19 protein-coding genes and 1 pseudogene are annotated in these 23,503 nt (G+C 56.4%); 8 read left to right on the top strand and 12 right to left on the bottom strand.

Going from position 1 to position 23,503, the window contains the following annotated elements; genetic code table 11:
- The first annotated feature begins 137 nt into the window (after positions 1-137).
- The 5 genes from L466_RS10290 (at position 138) to narI (ending at position 8,243) form a co-directional block, all read left to right on the top strand.
- Complete coding sequence (locus L466_RS10290) at positions 138-1,523, top strand: NarK family nitrate/nitrite MFS transporter (RefSeq protein ID WP_032680949.1); 1,386 nt, start codon at positions 138-140, stop codon at positions 1,521-1,523.
- A 66-nt stretch (positions 1,524-1,589) separates the two neighbouring features.
- Positions 1,590-5,330: a nitrate reductase subunit alpha gene (locus L466_RS10295; protein ID WP_032680948.1), complete on the top strand. Its 3,741-nt coding sequence runs from the start codon at positions 1,590-1,592 to the stop codon at positions 5,328-5,330.
- A complete protein-coding gene (gene narH / locus L466_RS10300) occupies positions 5,327-6,871 on the top strand; it encodes a nitrate reductase subunit beta (RefSeq protein WP_032680947.1) in 1,545 nt (514 codons plus the stop codon). Before L466_RS10295 ends, narH begins: the two co-directional genes overlap by 4 nt.
- Complete coding sequence (gene narW, locus L466_RS10305; protein ID WP_020884049.1) at positions 6,871-7,566, top strand: nitrate reductase molybdenum cofactor assembly chaperone; 696 nt, start codon at positions 6,871-6,873, stop codon at positions 7,564-7,566. The genes narH and narW overlap by 1 nt, the downstream gene beginning before the upstream one ends.
- Positions 7,563-8,243 (top strand): respiratory nitrate reductase subunit gamma, encoded by a 681-nt coding sequence (gene narI / locus L466_RS10310; protein ID WP_014170231.1) that lies wholly within the window; start codon positions 7,563-7,565, stop codon positions 8,241-8,243. The genes narW and narI overlap by 4 nt, the downstream gene beginning before the upstream one ends.
- Positions 8,244-8,285: 42 nt before the next feature.
- Here the strand turns inward: narI and nhoA are convergent, their stop codons facing one another.
- Positions 8,286-9,131, bottom strand: coding sequence for an N-hydroxyarylamine O-acetyltransferase (gene nhoA / locus L466_RS10315; protein WP_020884048.1), 846 nt, complete (start codon positions 9,129-9,131; stop codon positions 8,286-8,288).
- Positions 9,132-9,274: 143 nt separating this feature from the next.
- On the opposite strand from nhoA, the gene L466_RS10320 reads away from it, so the two are divergent.
- Positions 9,275-9,850, top strand: a complete 576-nt coding sequence (locus tag L466_RS10320; RefSeq protein WP_020884047.1) for a flavin reductase family protein — start codon at positions 9,275-9,277, stop codon at positions 9,848-9,850.
- Between the two features lie 42 nt (positions 9,851-9,892).
- Here the strand turns inward: L466_RS10320 and fusA are convergent, their stop codons facing one another.
- Positions 9,893-11,992 (bottom strand): elongation factor G, encoded by a 2,100-nt coding sequence (gene fusA / locus L466_RS10325; RefSeq protein ID WP_032680946.1) that lies wholly within the window; start codon positions 11,990-11,992, stop codon positions 9,893-9,895.
- Positions 11,993-12,152: 160 nt separating this feature from the next.
- On the opposite strand from fusA, the gene L466_RS10330 reads away from it, so the two are divergent.
- Positions 12,153-12,452, top strand: coding sequence for an ArsR/SmtB family transcription factor (locus L466_RS10330; protein ID WP_014170235.1), 300 nt, complete (start codon positions 12,153-12,155; stop codon positions 12,450-12,452).
- A gap of 43 nt (positions 12,453-12,495) precedes the next feature.
- Here the strand turns inward: L466_RS10330 and pptA are convergent, their stop codons facing one another.
- From pptA to L466_RS10385, 10 genes and pseudogenes are all read right to left on the bottom strand, one after another.
- Positions 12,496-12,726, bottom strand: a complete 231-nt coding sequence (pptA, locus tag L466_RS10335; RefSeq protein ID WP_020884045.1) for a tautomerase PptA — start codon at positions 12,724-12,726, stop codon at positions 12,496-12,498.
- Between the two features lie 37 nt (positions 12,727-12,763).
- A complete protein-coding gene (locus L466_RS10340) occupies positions 12,764-13,381 on the bottom strand; it encodes a glutathione S-transferase family protein (RefSeq protein ID WP_014170237.1) in 618 nt (205 codons plus the stop codon).
- A gap of 40 nt (positions 13,382-13,421) precedes the next feature.
- On the bottom strand, positions 13,422-14,309 hold the full coding sequence (locus tag L466_RS10345) for a transporter substrate-binding domain-containing protein (protein ID WP_032680945.1): 888 nt from the start codon (positions 14,307-14,309) through the stop codon (positions 13,422-13,424).
- 9 nt (positions 14,310-14,318) lie between these two features.
- Positions 14,319-15,092: an amino acid ABC transporter ATP-binding protein gene (locus L466_RS10350; protein ID WP_014170239.1), complete on the bottom strand. Its 774-nt coding sequence runs from the start codon at positions 15,090-15,092 to the stop codon at positions 14,319-14,321.
- A complete protein-coding gene (locus L466_RS10355) occupies positions 15,076-16,002 on the bottom strand; it encodes an amino acid ABC transporter permease (RefSeq protein ID WP_020884042.1) in 927 nt (308 codons plus the stop codon). The genes L466_RS10350 and L466_RS10355 overlap by 17 nt, the downstream gene beginning before the upstream one ends.
- Positions 16,003-16,011: 9 nt before the next feature.
- Complete coding sequence (locus tag L466_RS10360; protein ID WP_014170241.1) at positions 16,012-16,521, bottom strand: GNAT family N-acetyltransferase; 510 nt, start codon at positions 16,519-16,521, stop codon at positions 16,012-16,014.
- A 9-nt stretch (positions 16,522-16,530) separates the two neighbouring features.
- A pseudogene (locus tag L466_RS24010) lies at positions 16,531-18,794 on the bottom strand (NtaA/DmoA family FMN-dependent monooxygenase).
- A gap of 16 nt (positions 18,795-18,810) precedes the next feature.
- The gene (locus L466_RS10375) at positions 18,811-19,932 is read right to left on the bottom strand and encodes an amidohydrolase (protein ID WP_032680943.1); all 1,122 of its coding nucleotides are present in this window, start codon (positions 19,930-19,932) and stop codon (positions 18,811-18,813) included.
- Complete coding sequence (locus tag L466_RS10380) at positions 19,911-20,930, bottom strand: LLM class flavin-dependent oxidoreductase (RefSeq protein WP_032680942.1); 1,020 nt, start codon at positions 20,928-20,930, stop codon at positions 19,911-19,913. The genes L466_RS10375 and L466_RS10380 overlap by 22 nt, the downstream gene beginning before the upstream one ends.
- A gap of 110 nt (positions 20,931-21,040) precedes the next feature.
- Positions 21,041-21,580 carry an AAA family ATPase gene (locus L466_RS10385; protein ID WP_025204120.1) on the bottom strand — a complete coding sequence of 180 codons (540 nt, stop codon included), beginning with the start codon at positions 21,578-21,580 and terminating at the stop codon, positions 21,041-21,043.
- Between the two features lie 342 nt (positions 21,581-21,922).
- Between L466_RS10385 and L466_RS10390 the strand changes: the two genes are divergently transcribed.
- Positions 21,923-23,458: a methyl-accepting chemotaxis protein gene (locus L466_RS10390; protein WP_032680941.1), complete on the top strand. Its 1,536-nt coding sequence runs from the start codon at positions 21,923-21,925 to the stop codon at positions 23,456-23,458.
- Positions 23,459-23,503: the final 45 nt, after the last annotated feature.

Raw genomic sequence — 23,503 nt, 5'->3', positions numbered from 1 at the left:
TCCCGGCTCAGGGATTCGCTTTTTTATCTATCCTTTCAGATGTATCCCAAACCATCCAATAATTCCAGAAACACACCGTCAGACATCCACCTGTTTTTACTCCATTTTTTCTTTTTATGGTTAAGCAAGAGGGCGACATGTCACAACAAAGTGAGAAGAATAATCCTTATATGCTGAGCAACTGGAAACCCGAAAACGCGCAATTCTGGGAAAATAAAGGAAAGCATATTGCCCGAAGAAATCTTTTAATTTCTGTGGCTTGCCTGTTATTAGCGTTTTGCGTATGGATGTTATTTAGTGCCATTGCGGTCAATCTGAATAAAGTTGGATTTAATTTTTCCACCGACCAGCTTTTTATGCTAACAGCCTTACCCTCCCTGTCCGGTGCGATATTGCGCGTCCCCTATTCGTTTATGGTTCCTCTCTTTGGTGGACGCTACTGGACGGTGTTAAGCACGGTGATCCTGATTGTTCCCTGCGTCTGGTTAGGGATCGCGATTCAGGACACTGCCACTCCCTACTGGATCTTTATCGTCATCGCGCTGCTGTGTGGTTTTGCCGGCGCTAACTTCGCCTCCAGCATGGGCAATATCAGCTTCTTCTTCCCGAAAACGAAACAGGGTAGCGCCCTGGGGATTAACGGCGGGCTGGGGAATCTGGGCGTGAGCGTAATGCAGCTGGTCGCGCCGCTGGTGATCTTCCTGCCCATGTTCACCTTTCTCGGCGTAAACGGCGTGCCGCAGGATGACGGCTCAACGATGTGGCTGGCCAATGCCGCGTGGATTTGGGCGCCCCTTCTCCTGCTGGCCACGATTGCGGCGTTTTTCGGCATGAATGACATCGCGAGCTCTAAGGCCACGATTGCCAGCCAGCTACCGGTGTTAAAGCGTTTTCACCTGTGGCTCCTGAGCCTCCTCTACCTGGCAACCTTCGGTTCGTTTATCGGTTTTTCAGCAGGCTTCGCCATGCTGTCGAAAACCCAGTTTCCTGACGTCAATATCCTCCATCTGGCTTTCTTTGGCCCACTGATTGGCGCGCTGGCCCGTTCTGCGGGCGGGATGATCTCAGACAAACTTGGCGGCGTACGCGTCACCCTGATTAACTTCGTCTTTATGGCGCTTTTCAGCGCCCTGCTTTTCCTGACGCTTCCCGGTTCCGGGTCGGGCAGTTTTCTCGCCTTCTATCTGGTCTTTATGGGCCTGTTCCTCACCGCCGGACTGGGCAGCGGATCAACGTTTCAGATGATTGCCATCATTTTCCGCCAAATCACCCTCACCCGCGTGAAGCAACAAGGGGGAAGTGACGAGCAGGCGCAGCATGAAGCAGTGACCGAAACCGCGGCAGCGCTGGGCTTTATCTCCGCCATCGGTGCCGTCGGCGGGTTCTTCATTCCGAAAGCCTTCGGCACGTCGCTGGCCATGACCGGCTCGCCTGTGGGTGCCATGAAAGTTTTCCTCGTGTTTTACATCGTCTGCGTCCTGGTGACCTGGCTGGTTTATGGCCGCAAATCTTCACAACAATAACAATTACACATTCGCCTGAGAGTGGGCAGCCCTCTCCGAAAAGGCTATCGAAGCAGGAGAAATGTCATGAGTAAACTGTTGGATCGCTTTCGCTATTTCAAACAAAAAGGCGACAGCTTCGCCAATGGACACGGGCAGGTGTACAACACCAACCGTGACTGGGAGGACAGCTACCGACAGCGATGGCAGTTCGACAAGATTGTGCGGTCCACCCACGGCGTGAACTGCACGGGCTCCTGTAGCTGGAAAATCTACGTCAAAAACGGCCTGGTTACCTGGGAAACCCAGCAGACCGACTACCCGCGTACCCGCCCCGACCTGCCTAACCACGAGCCGCGCGGCTGCCCGCGCGGTGCAAGTTATTCCTGGTACCTTTACAGCGCCAACCGGCTGAAATACCCGCTGGTGCGCCGCACGCTGATCGAACTGTGGCGTGACGCGCTGGCGCAACACAGCGATCCGGTGCTGGCCTGGGATGCCATTCAGAACGATCCGCAGAAGAGCCGGAGCTACAAGCAGGCACGCGGACACGGCGGATTTATCCGCTCCAGCTGGAAAGAGCTAAACCAGCTGATTGCTGCCGCCAACGTCTGGACCATTAAACATTACGGCCCCGATCGCGTGGCCGGTTTTTCACCGATTCCGGCGATGTCGATGGTCTCGTATGCCGCCGGGACGCGTTATCTCTCTCTGCTGGGCGGCACCTGTCTCAGCTTTTATGACTGGTATTGTGATTTGCCGCCCGCCTCGCCCATGACGTGGGGCGAGCAGACCGACGTGCCGGAATCCGCAGACTGGTATAACTCCAGCTATATCATTGCCTGGGGGTCTAACGTTCCGCAGACGCGTACGCCAGATGCCCACTTCTTTACCGAGGTCCGCTACAAAGGCACCAAAACCGTGGCCATCACCCCGGACTTCTCCGAGGTCGCCAAACTGAGCGATCAGTGGCTGGCACCCAAGCAAGGCACCGACAGCGCGCTGGCGATGGCCATGGGCCACGTGATCCTTAAAGAGTTCCATCTCGACAACCCCAGCGAGTACTTCCTCAACTACTGCCGCCGCTACACCGACATGCCGATGCTGGTGCTGCTGGATGAACAGGCCGATGGCCGCGTGGTGCCGGGGCGGATGCTGCGGGCCTCTGATCTCACGGATGGGCTGGGAGAAGCCAATAATGCTGAGTGGAAAACCGTCGCCTTTGATATCGCCGGCGATCTGGTGGTGCCGAACGGGTCCATTGGTTTCCGCTGGGGCGAAAAAGGCAAATGGAACCTGGCGCCGCTGGCGGCAGATCATGAAACTGAGCTCACCCTCTCGCTGCTGATTACCCACGACAGCGTGGCAGAGGTGGCATTCCCCTATTTTGGCGGCAATGAAAATCCACACTTCCGTAGCGTCAAGCAGGAGCCGGTCCTGACGCGCCGTGTACCGAGTAAAACGCTGACGCTGGCCGATGGCAGCCAGAAACAGGTGGTCAGCGTCTACGATCTGATTCTCGCTAACTACGGCCTCGATCGTGGTCTGGAAGACAGCAACGCGGCGGGCAGCTATGACCAGATCAAAGCTTACACTCCCGCCTGGGGCGAACAGATCACCGGCGTCCCGGCTTACCTGATAGAGAAAATTGCCCGTGAGTTTGCCGACACGGCGCACAAAACGCACGGCCGGTCGATGATTATCCTCGGTGCCGGGGTGAACCACTGGTACCACATGGACATGAACTACCGTGGGATGATCAACATGCTGGTGTTCTGCGGCTGCGTGGGTCAAAGCGGCGGCGGCTGGTCACACTATGTGGGTCAGGAGAAGTTGCGTCCGCAAACCGGCTGGCTGCCGCTGGCGTTTGCGCTGGACTGGAACCGTCCCCCGCGCCAGATGAACAGTACGTCGTACTTCTACAACCACGCCTGCCAGTGGCGTTATGAGAAGCTGACCGCGCAGGAGTTACTCTCTCCGCTGGCGGACGCGACAAAATTCACCGGTCACCTGATCGATTTTAACGTCCGGGCAGAGCGTATGGGCTGGCTGCCCTCGGCACCGCAGTTAAACCTCAATCCGTTGCACATTAAAGCCAGGGCCGACGCCGCCGGCATGACCCCGCAGGAGTACACCGTGCAGGCATTAAAATCGGGCGATATACGTTTCGCCTGCGAACAGCCTGACAACGGTAAAAACCACCCGCGCAATCTGTTTGTCTGGCGGTCTAACCTGCTTGGTTCTTCGGGGAAAGGTCACGAGTACATGCTCAAATACCTGCTCGGTACCGAAAGCGGCATCCAGGGCGAGGATTTAGGGTCGACGGATGACGTTAAGCCCGAAGAGGTGGAGTGGCAAACTCAGGCCATTGAGGGCAAGCTTGACCTGCTGGTGACGCTCGATTTCCGCATGTCCAGCACCTGCCTGTTCTCCGATATCGTGCTGCCCACTGCGACATGGTATGAAAAAGACGACATGAATACGTCGGATATGCATCCGTTTATTCATCCGCTTTCAGCTGCCGTCGACCCGGCCTGGGAATCCCGCAGCGACTGGGAGATCTACAAAGGTATTGCCAGCGTTTTCTCAGAGGTGTGCATCGGCCATCTTGGCACCGAAACGGACGTGGTACTGCAGCCGCTGCAGCACGACTCCCCGGGGGAACTGTCACAGCCGTTTGATATTCAGGACTGGCGCAAAGGCGAATGCGATCTCATTCCGGGTAAAACGGCGCCGACGATTGCGGTGGTCGAACGGCATTATCCGGAAACCTACGAGCGCTTTACTTCACTCGGCCCGCTGATGGACAAACTCGGCAACGGCGGGAAAGGCATTTCATGGAATACCCAGAGCGAGGTCGATTTCCTTGGCAAGCTGAACTACGTCAAGCTCGATGGCCCGGCAAAAGGACGCCCGCGTATTGAAACGGCGATTGACGCCTCTGAAGTGATTCTCGCCCTCGCCCCTGAAACGAATGGCCAGGTGGCAGTGCGAGCCTGGCAAGCGCTGGGCGAACTGACCGGTCGCGATCACACCCATCTGGCGCTGAACAAAGAAGATGAGAAAATCCGCTTCCGCGATATTCAGGCCCAGCCGCGGAAAATTATCTCCAGCCCCACCTGGTCGGGCCTTGAGAGTGAGCATGTCTCCTATAACGCCGGTTATACCAACGTTCACGAGCTTATTCCCTGGCGCACCCTTTCCGGTCGTCAGCAGCTGTATCAGGACCATCCGTGGATGCGCGCGTTCGGGGAGAGTCTGGTGGCCTATCGCCCACCGATTGATACCCGAAGCGTTAGCCATATGCGCGAAATCCCGCCGAACGGTTTCCCGGAGAAGGCGCTGAACTTCCTGACGCCACACCAGAAATGGGGCATTCACTCGACCTACAGTGAAAACCTGCTGATGCAGACGCTGTCACGCGGGGGGCCTATCGTCTGGATCAGCGAAACCGATGCCAGAGAGTTAGGCATTGAAGACAACGACTGGATCGAAGCCTTCAACGCCAACGGTGCCCTGACCGCCCGGGCAGTGGTGAGCCAGCGCGTCCCGCCGGGCATGACCATGATGTACCACGCGCAGGAACGTATCCTGAATATTCCGGGTTCAGAAGTCACCGGCCGTCGCGGCGGGATCCATAACTCGGTGACGCGCGTCTGTCCCAAACCGACACACATGATTGGCGGCTACGCCCAGCTGGCGTACAGCTTCAACTATTACGGCACCGTCGGCTCTAACCGCGACGAGTTCATCATGATCCGCAAAATGAAAAACATTAACTGGCTGGATGGCGAAGGTCGGGATCAGGTACAGGAGGCGAAAAAATGAAAATACGCTCACAGGTTGGAATGGTGCTGAATCTCGACAAATGCATTGGCTGTCACACCTGCTCGGTCACCTGTAAAAACGTCTGGACCGGGCGTGAAGGTATGGAATATGCGTGGTTCAACAACGTTGAAACCAAACCGGGGATTGGCTACCCGAAAAACTGGGAAGATCAGGAGGAGTGGCAAGGCGGCTGGGTACGCGGGATCACCGGCAAGCTGACACCGCGTCTCGGCGGGCGCGTGGGCGTGCTGTCAAAAATCTTTGCCAACCCGTCCCTGCCCGGCATTGATGATTACTACGAGCCCTTCACGTTTGATTACCAGGATCTGCACCGTGCACCACAAGGCGATCACCTCCCGACGGCCCGCCCGCGGTCGCTGATTAGCGGCAAACGGATGGACAAAATTGTTGGCGGCCCGAACTGGGAAGAACTGCTTGGCGGCGAGTTCGAAAAACGCGCCCGCGACCGCAACTTCGACAAGATCCAGAAGGAGATGTACGGCCAGTTTGAAAACACCTTCATGATGTACCTGCCGCGCCTGTGTGAACACTGCCTGAACCCGAGCTGCGTGGCCACCTGCCCGAGCGGTGCCATCTACAAGCGTGAAGAAGACGGCATTGTGCTGATTGACCAGGACAAATGCCGTGGCTGGCGCATGTGCATCAGCGGTTGCCCGTACAAGAAAATCTACTTCAACTGGAAAAGCGGAAAGTCGGAGAAATGCATCTTCTGCTACCCACGCATTGAGTCTGGCCAGCCAACCGTCTGTTCTGAGACCTGCGTCGGGCGTATTCGCTATCTGGGCGTGCTGCTGTATGACGCGGATCGCATTGAAGAAGCAGCCAGCACCGAACATGAAACCGACCTCTATGAACGCCAGTGTGACGTGTTCCTTGATCCGCATGACCCGGCGGTCATTGAAGAAGCCTTCAAGCAAGGTATTCCGCAGAACGTGATTGACGCCGCCCAGCGTTCCCCGGTTTACAAGATGGCGATGGACTGGAAGCTGGCGCTGCCGCTGCATCCGGAATACCGCACCCTGCCGATGGTCTGGTACGTTCCGCCGCTGTCACCGATCCAGTCTTACGCAGACGCGGGTGGCCTGCCGCTCAACGACGGCGTGTTACCGGCGGTCGAAAGCCTGCGCATACCGGTGCAGTATCTGGCCAACATGCTCAGCGCGGGCGATCCTGGTCCGGTGCTACGCGCCCTCAAACGCATGATGGCCATGCGTCATTACAAACGCTCTCAGACCGTTGAAGGCGTGACCGATACGCGCGCCATCGAAGAAGTGGGCCTTAGCGTCGAGCAGGTCGAAGAGATGTACCGCTATCTGGCGATTGCCAACTACGAAGATCGTTTCGTGATCCCCACCAGCCACCGCGAAATGGCGCGCGACGCCTTCCCGGAACGCAACGGCTGCGGCTTCTCCTTTGGCGACGGGTGCCACGGTTCCGACACCAAATTCAACCTCTTTAACAGCAGCCGCATTGATGCCATCAACATCACCGAAGTGCGCGACCACGGGGAGGGAGAGTGATGCAGATCCTCAAAATCATCGCCCTGCTGATTGAGTATCCCGATGAAACATTATGGGAAAATCGCGAGGAAGCACTTTCCCTGATAGAACAGGATCTCCCTGCGTTACTGCCCTTTGCCCGCCAGCATCTGGATGCCGCGCTGCTGGATAAGCAGGCCGAATGGTGCGAGGTGTTTGAGCGGGGTCGTGCGACCTCGCTGCTGCTGTTTGAGCACGTTCATGCTGAATCCCGCGATCGCGGCCAGGCGATGGTCGACCTGATGAGCCAGTACGAAAAAGCCGGCCTGCAGCTGGACTGTCGCGAGCTGCCGGACTATCTGCCGCTCTACCTGGAGTATCTCAGCCTCGTCACCGACGACGAGGCCCGCGAAGGGCTACAAAACGTTGCGCCGATCCTGGCGCTGATTGGCGGTCGCCTGAAGCAGCGCGGCGTGGCGCATTATCAGCTGTTCGATGCGCTCCTGACGCTCGCAGGCACGCGTCTGACCAGCGACAGCGTGGCGAAACAGGTTTCCACCGAGAAACGGGATGATACCCGCCAGGCGCTGGACGCCGTCTGGGAAGAGGAACAGGTCAAGTTTATCGAGGACAACGCCACATCGTGTGATACCTCACCGATGCAGCAATATCAACGACGCTTTAGCCAGGACGTTGCCCCGCAGTATGTCGACGTCAGTGCGGGAGGCCCAAAATGATCCAGTTTCTGAACGTCTTTTTCTACGATATTTACCCCTACCTGTGCGGCACGGTTTTTCTGGTGGGAAGCTGGCTGCGTTACGACTACGGGCAGTATACCTGGCGCGCCTCCTCCAGCCAGATGCTGGATAAGCGCGGCATGGTGCTGTGGTCAAATCTGTTCCATATCGGGATCCTGGGGATCTTCTTCGGACATCTTTTCGGGATGCTGACGCCGCACTGGGTTTATTCGTGGTTTCTGCCGATGTCGCAGAAACAGCTGATGGCGATGATTCTGGGCGGCGTTTGCGGCGTGCTCACGCTGGTGGGCGGTGCGGGATTATTGATTCGCCGGCTGACGAACCCGCGTATCCGGGCAACCTCCTCCACGGCTGATATCCTGATCCTCTGCATTTTGCTGGTGCAGTGTATTCTTGGGCTCACCACCATTCCGTTCTCCGCGAAATATCCCGACGGCAGCGAGATGCTCAAGCTGGTGGACTGGGCGCAGTCGGTAGTGACCTTCCGCGGTGGCTCGTCCGAACATCTGGCGGGCGTGGCGTTTATCTTCCGTGTCCATCTGGTGCTGGGCATGACCATTTTCCTGATCTTCCCCTTCACCCGACTGGTGCACGTCTGGAGCGCACCGGTGGAGTATTTAACACGCAGGTATCAGGTGGTGAGATCGCGCCGCTGAGTGTTGCCGGGTGGCGCTACGCCTGAGCGCAGCGCCACCGGTCTATTTCCCGGCCTGAGGATGTGTATCAAACCCGGCCATCACCGCCGTCAGCGCGTCCAGCGAAAACCCGTGTTTGGGATCGTCAACGCCCAGTCCAAACCGTGACTGCATCACCTGATACAGCGCGTTCGCGTCGGGAAGATGGACCTGCTCTTCCGCATGCCCCTTCTGCCAGTGGGTAAAGTTAAAGTTGGTCAGGGTCAGCTTTCCGCCGTCAGGCAGATGGCGACACATCAACAGATGGTGGCGAAAATGGGATTGCGGCCAGTGCGCCGACCAGAAGTTGCCCATCACGTAATCGCTGAAATACTGTGTTGTCAGATCAAAATGGTACATCGACTGCCAGTGATCGTGGTGGCTGAACTGCAGGATCCAGTCGTTGCCCTCGCTCAGCAAACGGTACAGCCCGTGCGGTGTCTCCTGCTCCTCGTTGGCGAGCAAACGAATCGGCGCCGTCAGCGTCTGTCCGCCAAAACCGACGTCGGCAATCCAGCGCTCGCCGTTGAGTTCAACCAGCAGCAGACGATGCGTACGCGGCGGCATCTGTGGCGGACTGGCTAAGACCACGCGGCCCAGCACGCTGCGAACCGTAAAGCCCACTTCACGCAAAACGCGTTCAAAGAGGCCGTTCTGCTCAAAGCAATAGCCTCCACGACGCGCCGTCACCAGTTTGTCGACCAGGCACTGATCTTCCAGATGGATTTCGCGCGGCATCACGACGTCAATATTCTCGAAAGGGATCGCGCAGTTGTGGTGTAGATGCAGCGCCCGCAGGGTGTCGATGTCAACCTGAACAGGCTGTTGCCAGCCCGTACGGGCAAAATAAGCACTCAGAAATGGGGACATGATTCGCTTCCATGATGTGATGTTCCCTGTTTATAAACTATTTTCCGGCCTCCATATGCGCAAAAGTGCTTTTTGCGGGTGCATCTTGATTTCGGCTCCCCATCAGACGTTTAATGCCAGAATACCTGCTGAGAGGAATGTTCATGAGCGCGTTTCGTCCCGTTGAATTAAAGCATGCCAGCCGTCTGCTGAACCATGGCCCTACGGTGCTGATTACCAGCCGCGATGAGTCTATCGACCGTCGTAACGTCATGGCTGCGGCCTGGTCGATGCCGGTGGAGTTTGAGCCACCGCGTATCGCAATTGTGGTGGACAAAAGCACCTGGTCGCGCGAACTGATTGAGCGCAGCGGAAAGTTCGGCATCGTCATCCCCGGCGTGGCAGCGGCTAACTGGGCTTATGCCGTCGGCAGCGTGAGCGGGCGCGACGAAGACAAGTTCAACTGCTACGGGATCCCGGTTGTGCAAGGTCCGGTACTCGGCCTGCCGGTGATTGAAGAGAAATGCCTGGCGTGGATGGAGTGTCGTTTACTCCCGGTTACCGCAGCTGCAGAAAAATACGATACGCTGTTTGGTGAGGTTGTTTCGGCAGCCGCAGATGAACGCGCGTTTGTCGCCGGACGCTGGCAGTTTGACGGCGATAAGCTGAACACCCTGCATCATCTGGGGGCCGGGACGTTTGTGACCAGTGGGAAAATGGTAAAGGCGCTGGAAAAATAGCCTATAAAAAAAGCCCTCTCCGCGAGGGAAAGGGCTTTTAAATTACTTCACGCGCCGTGCAATAATTTCATCCGCAACATTACGCGGTGCTTCCGCGAAATGATGGAATTCCATCGTGTAGGTCGCGCGGCCTTGCGACATCGAACGCAGCGTCGTGGCATAGCCAAACATCTCCGCCAGCGGCACATCCGCGCGAATAATCTGACTACCGTACTGCTCTTCCATTCCCTGCACCATGCCGCGGCGGGAAGAGAGATCGCCCATGATGTTGCCGGCGTACTCTTCCGGTGTTTCCACCTCGACATGCATGACCGGTTCAAGAATCACCGGGTCCGCTTTACGAGCGCCCTCTTTAAAGCCGAGGATCGCCGCCATGCGGAACGCCATTTCCGAGGAGTCGACCTCGTGATAGGAGCCAAACGTCAGGGTCGCTTTCACATCGACAACCGGATACCCCGCCAGGACACCGCTGTTCATGGCTTCGCGCAGGCCTTTCTCCACAGACGGAATATACTCGCGCGGGACAACGCCGCCCTTGGTGGCATCTTCAAATACAAAACCACTGCCGGGCTCTAACGGCGCCAGACTGAGCACCACATGGCCGTACTGCCCTTTACCGCCGGACTGTCGGACAAATTTCCCTTCGATATCCTTCACCGCTTTACGCAGGGTTTCACGGTACGTGACCTGTGGGCGACCAATGTTCGCCTCAACGCCGAACTCACGCCTCATGCGGTCAACGATAATCTCAAGATGTAACTCACCCATCCCGGAGATAATTGTCTGGCCGGACTCTTCATCGGTGTGCAGACGAAACGAAGGGTCTTCCGCTGCCAGGCGCTGCAATGCAATGCCCATTTTCTCCTGATCGCCTTTGGTTTTCGGCTCTATCGCAAGCGAGATAACCGGGTCCGGAAACTCCATCCGTTCCAGCGTGATGACGGCATTCGGGTCGGTGAGCGTGTCACCGGTTGTCACATCTTTCAACCCAACGCAGGCCGCGATATCGCCCGCGCGCAGCTCATCCACTTCGTGGCGATCGTTAGCATGCATCAGCACGATGCGCCCAATGCGCTCTTTCTTCCCTTTCACCGGGTTGTACACCGCGTCGCCTTTGCGCAGCACGCCAGAGTAAACGCGGATAAAGGTCAGCTGTCCGACGTACGGGTCGCTCATCAGTTTAAAGGCCAGCGCGGAGAACGGCTCGTTGTCGTCTGGATGACGCTCGGCATGCTGCCCATTCTCATCCACACCATCAATGGCGGGCACGTCCAGAGGCGACGGCATCAGTTCAATGACCGCATCGAGCATGCGTTGCACGCCTTTATTTTTAAACGCACTGCCGCACAGCATCGGCTGGATTTCACCGGAGATGGTCCGCATACGCAGCCCCCTGATGATTTCCGCTTCCTCTAAATCACCCGTTTCCAGGTATTTATCCATCAGCTCATCGCTGGCTTCCGCCGCCGCAGAGACCATTTTTTCCCGCCATTCCTGCGCAGTACTCACTACGTCATCCGGCACAGGAGCATAGGTAAACACCATGCCCTGGGTAGCATCGTCCCACAAAATGGTACGCATTTTGATGAGATCCACCACGCCGGTGAAGTGTTCTTCTGCCCCCACCGGAATAACAATCGGGACTGGATTCGCTTTCAGACGCTCCTGCATCATTCGCACGACGCGGAAGAAGTCCGCACCCGGGCGGTCCATTTTATTGACGAAGGCCAGCCGCGGGACATGATATTTGTTCGCCTGACGCCAGACGGTTTCCGACTGCGGCTGCACGCCACCGACGGAGTCATACACCATGACAGCGCCGTCGAGTACACGCATGGAACGTTCCACCTCAATGGTGAAATCCACGTGGCCCGGGGTGTCGATAATGTTGATCCGGTGCGGTTCAAAGCCCCGGTCCATACCTGGCCAGAAACAGCTGACTGCCGCAGAGGTAATGGTTATTCCGCGCTCTTGCTCCTGTGCCATCCAGTCGGTAGTTGCCGCGCCATCGTGTACTTCACCCAGTTTGTGGCTCATACCGGTATAAAACAGGATGCGCTCGGTGGTGGTCGTTTTACCGGCATCGATATGCGCGGAGATACCGATGTTGCGATAACGTTCGAGAGGGATGGGTCGGGGCATAATATTTCCTTAGTCATTAAGACTGCGTTGTGACGACCGGGATGGTCGCGTGTTCGTTCGTTTGCTATAATAGTCCCATTGTACGAGTATTATCGAACTATTTTTTTACGGTTGACCTATTGTTGATATAGCTCAATCTGACACCAGACGCAGGAAAACGATGATCCCGAACCACCCTGAAACTGAACAAATACTGCTGGAAAATGTGCTTTTTGCCCTCGGTAACCCGCTACGGCTGTCGATTATCCGCAGGCTGGCCGATGGCAGCGAACTGAGCTGTAACGCACTGCGCCCGGACGAGGTGGTGAAATCGACGATGACCCATCACTGGCGCGTCTTGCGCGACAGCGGCGTGATTTGGCAGCGCCCGCAGGGACGAGAAAATATGATTTCACTGCGCAGGGACGATCTTGATGCCCGCTTTCCGGGGCTGATGGCAATATTGCTGCAGACGAAGTAACGCGTGTGTCGTGTCGGGCGACTCCGCGCCGCCCGACCCTCTCTCACATTGAATAGCCGGGTTTCTTAATTAAGTGATCCAGGTTGGGTTCAATTTCGGTATCCCAGACCTGCGCTTTCCAGTCGGCTTCCTGCACTTCATTCAGGGCGACCGAAATAGAGCGATCTTTACTGTTCAGATGACGGGTAATCACCTCGGCAATATCCGCCGCCAGCGCGGTTTTTTGGTCGTCGTTCAAATCACGGGGAAAACATTTGATATCTACGTGTGGCATATGCAGGCTTCCAGTTATGAATGTGAGTTCCACGTTATCAGATTATCTCGTTTGCCTTTAACACCTTGTGCAGTTCCGGCAGCTGGCACACGGTATCCGCAATCGCCGTTATCTTCGGCGTATTCGCCGCAAACCATGCATGGCGAGGCCCCCAGGTGCGTGCAACCGTGATGTAGACGTCAAGCAGCGTCAGCCGTTCCCCGAGCGCAAAAGGGGTGGCACTGAGCTGGCTGTCGAACCACAAATAGAGTGATTTTCGGTATTCAATACAGCTGTTTTTCAACTGCTCCGGCGCATCCGGCACCCAGCGTTCAGGGTAGTCGGCGTAGGTAAAGGTGGGATAAACGTTCGCAACAAACCAGATGAGCAACCGCTGAAACTGCTGCCGCTCAGCCTGCCCGACGGCAGGCGCAAGATCGGGACATCTGTCCAGCACCATCAGGGCAATCGCCGCCGTTTCGGTCATGATCGCTCCGTTTTCCAGTTCCAGCGTGGGTACCTGACACAGCGGATTGCGTGCTTTCAGCAACTCACGCTGCGGGCCGGGCTGGTCGAACCCGTCCACGTTGATAAATTGATAAGGGATGTCTGCCAGAGTCAGCATCACTTCACTGATTGCCGATCCCCAGCCGGGTACGCCATAGAGTTTAATCATGTTGCCCCCTCCGGGATGAAAACCCTAAGTGTAGACATGACTAATAGGTTATCCCAGGCGGGTTCACGTCGGATTGCGTCACCGCTTCGCCCTCTTCTCCCCAGCGTGCCAGCACCCGCTGGTACTCTCCACGCGTAATAGCGCCCTCCAGCGCAGCCTGCAAAGCATAAACCAGCCCATTGCCCTTTTTGGTCGTCGTGGCGACATAGGCTCTCTTCGGCCCGAGACCCACTACGCGCGTTTTGCCGGTCAACGCCGCTTTATAGGCGGATACGGATTGAGGCCCGAAGAACACATCCGCCCTGCCGGACTGAATATAGAGGTTGCCGGAAGCATCATCGGTCAGATAGACCGGCAGCGCAGGCGCACGACCGGCTTTTTTGTTCTCTTCATTCCAGCCCAGCAGAATGCGCTCCTGATTGGTCCCGGAACCGACAATCACCTTTTTGCCTGCCAGATCTTTTGCGCTGTTAATCGCCTGGACTGCGCTGGTGGATTTCACGGAAAACGCCAGCGAGTCGACGCGATAGGTCGCAAAATCAAATTTCTCTTTTCGCTGTTCGGTCACCGCAATATTCACCAGTGCCACGTCATAGCGTCCGGAGCTGATCCCCAGCGGCCAGTCTTCCCAGGCCGTGGGAACCAGCTTCAGCTTTAACCCCAGACTGCCCGCCAGCAAGCGGGCAATATCCGGATCGCTGCCAATCCGCGTCCGGTTATCGCTGGCAAGCAGCGCCAGCGGTGGAGAGTTGAGCGCTGAGATCGCTACCGTTTGCGTGCCCGGCTCAACAAATTTATAGTTCGCGGGGATCTTCGCGACGGCCTGCCGATCTACCGTCACCGGCAGCGGCTGCTCGTTGGCGTGTAAATCGATACCCGCATGGCTCGCGGCCGTAAAAGCCAGACCGGCCAGAAAAGCATATTTCATCTGCGCTCCTTACAGCACTTTTGACAGGAACTGGCGCGTTCGCGGGTGCGACGGACGGGTTAATACGTCGTCACTGCTGCCCTGCTCCACAATTTTGCCGTCGACCATAAAGACCACCTGATCCGCCACTTCCCGGGCAAAGCCGATCTCGTGGGTGACCACCACCAGCGTGGTACCCGAGCGGGCGAGCTTTTTAATCACATCCAGCACTTCGCCAACCAGTTCCGGGTCGAGCGCTGAAGTGGGCTCATCAAACAGCATTACCCGAGGACGTAACGCCAGCGCGCGGGCAATGGCAATACGCTGCTGTTGGCCACCGGAGAGATGGCGCGACCAGGCGTCGGCTTTATCGCGCAGCCCGACCACATCCAGCAGGCTGTATGCCCTTTCAACGGCTTCTTTCTTACTCAGTTTTTTATGGGCGATGGGCGCTTCAATCAGGTTTTCCAGCACTGTGAGATGCGGAAAGAGATTAAAGTTCTGGAAGACATAGCCCACATTGACGCGCTGTTTGAGGATCTCTTTCTCTTTCAGCTCGTAGAGTTTGTCACCCTGACGGCGGTAACCGATGTAGTCACCGTCAATCTGGATAAACCCTTCGTCGACGCGTTCCAGATGGTTAATGGTACGCAGAAGCGTCGATTTACCCGATCCGGAAGGCCCGAGGATCACCGTTACCGATCCGGGCGGGATCTCCAGCGAGACGTTATCAAGCGCTTTATGGCGACCAAAAAACTTACTGACGCCGGTAATCGAAATATGCCCTTCAGGAGAGGTTTGCATGGACGGGCTCCTGTACTGATGCGGTGGATACGGAACGGACGCGACTGGCTACCCGGTTTTGATTAACGGCTGAACGGCGTTCGCTGCGGGCAAGCCCGCGCTCCACAACATGCTGAATGGCAGACAACACGGTAGTAATCACCAGATACCAGACCGCACCGACCATCAACAGCGGGATCACCTCCTGCGTGCGGTTATAGATCATCTGAATGGTATAGAAGAGTTCCGGCATCGCCAGGACATACACCATCGCCGTGCCTTTCGCGAGACTGATAATTTCATTAAATCCGGACGGCAGAATCGTGCGTAGCGCCTGCGGCAAAATGATACGCACCGTGCGACGCCAGGCTGGCAGACCGAGCGCCGCCGCCGCTTCATACTGACCATGATCCACCCCCAGAAAACCGCCGCGAATGATCTCGGCGGTATACGCGCTCTGAACCAGCGTCAGCCCCACCACGGCGGTGGAAAACTGTCCCAGCACGTTGATGGTTTCGAAGCGACCCCAGGTAATGGCGGTGAAGGGTACGCCGAGCGAGAGCGTGTCGTAGAGATAGGAAAAGTTATAGAGAATGATCAGAACCACAATCAGGGGCAACGAACGAAACAGCCAGATATACCCCCAGGCCAGGCTGCTCAGCAGCCAGGATGAAGAGAGTCTCGCCAGCGCCAGCAGGCCGCCGATGACCACGCTCAGCGCAGTGCCGATCAGGGTCAACAGCAATGTCTGCCCTACGCCTTCGAGGATAACCGGATCAAAGAACCAGCGGGCAAAGACAGACCACTCCCAGCGCGGGTTAAAGGCCACGGACTGAATGACCACCGCAAGCACAAACAGCGCCACCACGGCACCGACAGTCCGCAGCGGATAACGCGCCGGGACCACCTTAATGGTTTCAACGTTGCTCATCGTCATTCCTCATGCTGTTTTACTGAACGCTTCACTGATCAGCGTTTTGGTGAAACGCAGCCGGCCATCGAACGGCGGCTGGCTGTACTCTTCCGGATCGCGGTTCAGATCGAACTGCGGCTGATAGCCCTGGCTGATATAGAGCCTGACCGCCTCCGGCTGACGAAAACCGGTGGTGAGGTAGATCTGGCTGTAACCGGCCTGTACCGCCCGACGCTCCAGCTCCTGGACGACGCGGGCCGCCAGCCCCTGTTGACGCAGCGCCTTGTGCGTCCAGATTCGTTTGATTTCAGCGGTGCGTTCATCAAACGGTTTATACGCGCCGGTGGCGATGATGTCGCCGTCACGCTCAAGGACAATAAACAGCCCCTGCGGGGCCAGGTACCACTCAGTGAGCTCCACTTCCGCGTCTTTAGAGAAGTAGTCGCCATAGCGGGCGGCATATTCACCGAATAATCCGTCGATAATGGGCTGAAGATCGGCGTCTTCCGGTGACACGTCCCGAAAATGCTCGCGCATAGCGCCTCCTTAGTCACCCAGTCCTGCCGGGTTCACTTCTGATTGAGGGATACGTTCTACCCCTTCCCCCCAGCGGTTCAGCACTTTGTCGTAATCGCCGTTTTTGATGACCCCGTTAAGTGCAGTCTGTACCGGCTCGACCAGGCCGCTGCCTTTTTTCAGCGTCACCGCAATGTGCGCCGCCTTCGGCCAGCCGCCGTCGACAATCCCAACCCGTTTCGTTTTCCCGGTCAGCGCCGCTTTCCATGCGCCAGTCACGTTCGGGCCAAAGAACGCATCTGCGCGGCCTGACTGGAGAGACAGGGTCTGTGATGCATCGTCTTTGGTGTAGATCGGGGTAAACGGCTTCAGGCCTTTCTTCACGTTCTGCGCATTCCACGCCAGCAGGATAGCCTCCTGGTTGGTCCCGGAACCTACGATGATGCGCAGCCCGGCGATGTCCTCCGCCTTCTGCAGCGAGGTAATCGGACTGGTCGATTTCACATAGAAGCCGAGGGAATCTTTACGGTAAGTGGCAAAATCAAACTTCTCTTTGCGTTCTCTGGTCACGGTGATATTGCTGATCGCCGCATCGTATTTCCCGGAGGCGACACCCAGAGGCCAGTCCTCCCAGGAGGTTGGCACCACGTTGAGCTCCAGCCCAAGGCTGTCGGCCACCAGACGGGCAACGTCCACCTCGCTTCCGAGCAGCGTTTTATTGTCGTCGGAAAAAACGGTCAGCGGCGGTGAGTTAAGCGCGGCAACCGCCACGGTGAATTTGCCCGGCACGGCGAAGCGATAATCTTTCGGCAGTTGCGCGATGGCGTCGCTGTTTTTGGCGGTGTTGACGGGCGTTTTGTTGGCTTCCAGGCTCACGCCAGTACCGTTAATATTCACATTCTCTGCCCAGACGGCAGGGGAAAAGGCCAGCGCAAGCGCCAGAATAAGCGATGATTTCTGCATAGCGAGGTTCTCTATTATTGTTGTGTGAACTGGTTTTGCGGTTCGTCTAAACCCAGACTGTCGCGCAGCGTAGTGCCGGGATAGTCGGTGCGGAATAACCCGCGGGCCTGTAACACCGGGACAACCTGGTCAACAAAACGCGGGAACGTGTCCGGCGTTCCACCCTGAATAATGAAGCCGTCCGCGGCGAATGCCTCAAACCAGCCCTGCAGACCGTCTGCCACCTCCTCCGGCGTACCGGAAAAGCGCGGGCGCGGGGATGCCGCTTCGAGTGCAACCTGACGCAGGGTTAAGTTGCGTTCGCGAGCATTACGCTTAATTTCATCGGTCGTGCTGCGAAAACTGTTTTTACCCAGTTCACCAATGTCCGGGAACGGCTCGTCAAGCGGATACTGGCTGAAATCGTGATGTTCGAAATAACGGCCGAGGTAATTCAGGGCATCGTTAATCGACACCAGAGCCGCGGTTGTCTGATACTGGTTCTCCACGTCCTCCGCGTCTTTGCCAACAATTACGCTGACGCCCTGAAAAATATGTAAGTCCGATGCCCTGCGGCCATTGGATTCAAGCTGGTGTTTCACGTCGCGATAAAACGCTTTGGCTTCCTCTAACGTTTCATGATGGGTAAAAATGGCGTCAGCATGTTTCGCAGCCAGTTTTTTTCCGTCATCCGATGCACCTGCCTGAAAGACAATCGGGCGTCCCTGCGGCGTGCGGCCAATATTGAGCGGACCGGCCACCTGGAAGAAATCGCCGTGGTGATCAAGCGTATGCAGTTTTGCCGGGTCAAAGAACTGCCCGCTCTCTTTGTTGCGCACAAAGGCATCCCCCTCCCAGGAATCCCAGAGTCCTTTCACCACGTCGAGGTATTCATCCGCTATCCGGTAGCGCAGCGCATGTTCAGGGTGTTTCTCGCGCGAGAAGTTTTTCGCCGACCCCTCGAGCGGTGAGGTCACCACGTTCCAGCCTGCGCGTCCGTTGCTCAAATGATCCAGGCTGGCAAACTGGCGCGCCACGGTAAACGGTTCGCTGTAGGAGGTCGATAAGGTACCGACCAGACCGAGGCGCGAGGTCAGACTTGCCAGTGCGGACAAGACCGTTAACGGCTCAAACCGGTTTAAGAAATGCGGGATGGATTTCTCGTTAATATAGAGGCCGTCGGCGACGAATAAAAAATCAAGCTTCCCCTCTTCGGCTTTTAACGCCGTGGCTTTTACAAAATCAAAATTAATGCTGGCATCGGCGACCGCCGCCGGATGACGCCAGGCAGACATGTTCCCGGAAGCACCATGCAAAATGGTTCCCAGCCGCAATTGTCGGGTTGCAGACATATTCACCTCTTCAGAATTAAACGTGTTGCAGGGCTTTTTCCGCAAGCTGTGCAAAATAGCGGGCAGCGGGCTCAATTAATGCTTCATCCGGGTTGAAGGCCGGGTGATGTAAACCGAACGGACTGGCGCTACCGATGCTGACAAACGCCCCGGGGATCTGCTGCAGATACACTGCGAAATCTTCCCCACCCATATGCAGCTCGGCGTGCTGCGTTTCATACCCAGATTCTCTGGCAACGGCGGTGGCAAATTCGGCCCAGTGCACGTCATTGACCAGCGCGGTAGGCCCGGCGTACCAGGTAATGTCGATCTGCGCGCTAAACGCGCTGGCAAACCCGGCGGCAATTTCGCCGACGCGTGCTTTCACATTCTGCTGCACTTCCACGCGGTGGGTGCGAAGCGTGCCTTCCAGCTCAACGCTTTCCGGCAGGACGTTCCAGGTATTGCCCCCGGTAATGCGCGTGACGCTCAGCACCACGGAATCAAGCGTGTTGACGTTGCGGCTGGCAACGCTCTGCAACGCCGTTACCAGCTGGCTCGCCAGCACGATGGCGTCGTTACCTTCATGCGGACGTGCAGCATGCGCGCCTTTACCGGTAATTCGGATAACAAACCGGTCGACGTTGGCGTAGAACGGTCCACCGCGGGTGGCAAATTCCCCGACCGGCAGCCCCGGCTCGTTATGCATCCCGAAAATGGCACTGACATCACGTAAGGCACCGGCCCGCACCATACTTTTCGCGCCGCCAAAGTTCTCTTCAGCCGGCTGAAAAAGGATCCGCACACGCCCGTTTAAAGACGCTTCACGCTCTTTAAGTTTTAACGCCGCCCCGAGGATCACACTGGTATGAATATCGTGTCCGCAGGCATGCATCACACCCGCACGCTGTGAACTAAACGGCACGCCGCTGCGCTCTTCAATGGGCAAGGCATCAATATCGGCCCGCAGCGCAATCAGCTTTTTCCCCGTGCCGATTTCGGCCACCACGCCGGTCTGAAGCGCATAAGGCAGCGGCGTAATACCAGCCGTCGTCAGCCACTGACGCAGGCGAGCGGTCGTTTCGACCTCCTGGCCGGACAGCTCCGGGTTCTGGTGCAGCTCCCGGCGCCAGGCAATCAGTTGTTCGTCAAAACGCATACGGCGACCTCCTTGTTAAGCTTCGCCTGCGCCAGCAGACGCAGGGACTGTAGTCGCGTTACGCCATCCGCAACGGGGGTATCAATAATGAATTCATCAATGCCCCATTTTTCGTGCAGGGCGTTCAACTGTTCCAGCACCAATTCAGCTGTTCCCGCCAGCAGCGACTGTGCCCGACGGGCAATGCGCACCGGCTCGCTGCCCGCCTGTCGGGCAAAGGCATAGGCCTGCTCTTCGCTGGCCACGGTGACGCGCTGCCCATTTGCCAGTTCGACGCCCCAGACTTCAACCTGTTGTGCCAGTGCCTCCGCCTCAGCCTGCGACTGAGCGACGATGACCTGAACCGCCACAATCGCATCCCGGGCGCTGTGGTTACGCCAGGTGGTGATGACTTCACGCAGCAGCGCCGGATCCCCATTCAGGTGAGCAGCAAAGACAAAATGCCAGTCAAGTTTCGCGGCCAGCAGCGCGCTTTCGGTACTGGCCCCCAGGAGGAACCCCAGCGCCGGAACCGGCGGCAGCGGCGTCGCGCGAACGGCCTCGTCCACCGACTGATTTTCCGGCTGGATCCAATGATGAAGCTGTGTCAGCTGTTCGGCAAAACTGCCTTTTTGCTGTTGATCGAGGCCCTGCTGCAGCGCCCGGGTGGAGAGCGGCAGGCCGCCTGGGGCTTTCCCGACGCCCAGATCCACGCGTCCGGGAGCAAGCGCGGCCAGGAGGTTGAAATTTTCTGCGACTTTGTAAGGGCTGTAGTGCTGGAGCATGACGCCACCAGAGCCCACGCGGATACGCCGGGTTTGCCCGAGGATCCAGGCGATTAACAGTTCGGGTGAAGGGCTGGCCAGCTGGGGCGTGTTGTGGTGTTCGGCAATCCAGAAACGGTGATAGCCCAGATTTTCTGCCTGCTGTGCCAGCGCCAGGGTTCGCGCCAGTGCATCGGCAGCCGTTTCGTTTTCAGCGATGGGGCTTTTATCCAGAATACTGATTCGCCAGGACATGTTGCGTTCTCGTTTGACTTAACATGTCGTCATTATTAAAGGCGTATTTCACCTCTGAGAAACAATTAATTTACATTTGGTTTGCCGGAAATCAGATATATAAATCCATGCTACGCGTGTGACTTAAGCGATGAAATGAGGTTTTCCACCTCACTGCGGCGGGTAATGCGGACAAAATGAATATGGGCGTATTGCGGGTCTACCATATCGCGTGCATAACGTGCGCGGTTGCTGCGCCAGGTTTTGATTGTCCAGATAATAATGGACTCACGGCTCAAGAATGAGCGACGAAAACTCTCACAGTTTCCCGTACCGGGCCACAGTTCCTGTTTGTGCCAGGCGCGCGTGAACGCTCGGGTGACAGCCTGATACAAAGTTCGGGCGAACCCATAATCCACCCACACCACCCGATCCACGTCTCGCCATTTCACAGGACGCGTACGGTTATAGTTGCCATCAAGCACCCACTCCGCTGACGCCTTTAGCGTCGTCTCCAGTTTTTCCAGCAAGATAGCGTCCGGTGTGCCCTGCCAGTCCGGACACCAGTAAAGTCGGTCCATTTCAATGTAAGGAATATCCAGTTCTGCGGCGATACGCTTCGCCAGGGTGCTTTTTCCACTCCCGCTGGTGCCAATCACATTTACTTTCAACCTGCTGCCCCCTGTTGAAGAAAAACCCTTAAAGCATAGCGTTTTCATCTTGTTAACGAAACGCTATTTCGGCGGGTCAGTTTACGTCGAAGAGTGATCTCCCGCTTTTAATTTGCCTTATGGCGTTTATTTGCAGGGCGCCACAAAAACGCATCGATAAATATTTTCATTTTTATTACATCGGTCGCATTTTAAAAATAAAAAATACTAAATACAGGGTATTCCGGAACGCATAACTTTCGTAGAGAATATGCCGACAGTAAAAATAAAAACAAACCTTACAAACTTGCCTGAATGTTTAACGGGCTCTTTTTTTATTGATATATGACCATGGGGTTACTGATGCGGAATAACACTCCCGTTACACAAAACGAGTATTTACTTAACGAAGGTTCGACGCTTATGTCGACCACCAATACGCACAGCCATATTACCTATGCGAACTCTGCCTTTATTGACGCCAGCGGCTATAAAGAAGAGAGTCTTCTCGGTGAGCCGCATAATCTTATTCGCCACCCCGACATGCCTGCCGAGGCGTTTGGCGACATGTGGTTTACCCTGCAACAGGGTGAGACCTGGACGGGGCTGGTCAAGAACCGCCGCCAGAACGGCGATCACTACTGGGTGCGCGCCAACGTCACCCCGGTTTATCAGAATGAAACGTTAACCGGCTATATTTCTGTGCGGAATATTCCTTCGCGTGAAGAGATTGCTGTCAGTGAAAAACGGTATGAGAAAGTGCGCAATAATGAATTAAAACATCATCGCTTTTATAAAGGCCTGTTTGTTCGCCACGGTCTGTTCTCTTTTGCGTCGCTGTTTAAACGCCTCAGCACCAGTAAAAGGATCCATCTTGGTATTGCGATAACCGCCCTGTTCGCCTGCCTGCAGCTGTTTATATTTGCCGATCGTATTGTTGAGTCTGTAGGTCTGGCTCTGCTATTTATTGCCCTGGCCGTATATCTTCATGCGCAAATTGCGAAGCCGGTTAAATCCATTGTCCAGCAAATGCAGCGGGTGGTTTCAGGACGTAAAGCGGACTATTACCATTTTGACCGCGTCGATGAAATCGGCCTGATGATGCGCATGGTGAATCAGTCGGGTCTGAACCTCCATTCGCTGGTGGACGATGTCGGTGCGCAAATCAGCGGTATAAGTACAATCAGCCAGCAGGTGGCGAAAGAAGGTATGGCATTACAAACGCGTACCGAAGAAACCGCAGACTTTCTGCAGCAAACGGCCTCAGCCGTGGAAGAAATTGCCAGCGCGGTTCAGCAGACGGCTGAAACGGCGAAAGACGCGATCCTGATGGCAGATCGCACCCGCACCAGCGCTCACCGCGGTGAAGCAATGATGAAAGAGACTATCGGCATGATGCAGTCCGTGTCGCAGGATAACAGCCAGATCGTCGACATCATCAGCGTCATCGATCGTATCGCCTTCCAGACCAATATTCTGGCGCTGAACGCGGCCGTTGAAGCGGCGCGTGCGGGTGATGCCGGACGCGGTTTTGCGGTCGTGGCGGCCGAAGTCCGCAACCTTGCCCAGCACTCTGCCACCGCGGCCAAAGAGATCAAAACGCTTATAGAGAAAAACGTTTCCAGCGTGAACGCCGGCGTGGAGAAGGTCGAGCAAACTGAATCGCAGCTCACGGTGATGATTGGCAATGTCATGGAGATGTCTTCTCTGATTAAGGAGATAGGCCACGCCACGCAGGAGCAAACACAGGCGCTGACCCTGATTAACGCGTCCATCTCCCGCATCGGTACAATGACCCAAAACAATACCGGTATGGTGGATAACGTGACGGACGCCGCACACCATCTGACGCAGCGCACGACCCGCCTGCAACAGGCGATTGCCGTTTTTGGCGGTTGAGCAAAGGCGCCGTTATGCGCTGGTTGCTTTGCGCAATCATTAAGC

Source organism: Enterobacter sp. BIDMC 30, from assembly GCF_000534355.1.
Taxonomy (GTDB): Bacteria; Pseudomonadota; Gammaproteobacteria; order Enterobacterales; family Enterobacteriaceae; genus Enterobacter; species Enterobacter ludwigii.
This window is presented reverse-complemented; position numbering and strand designations above follow the sequence as displayed.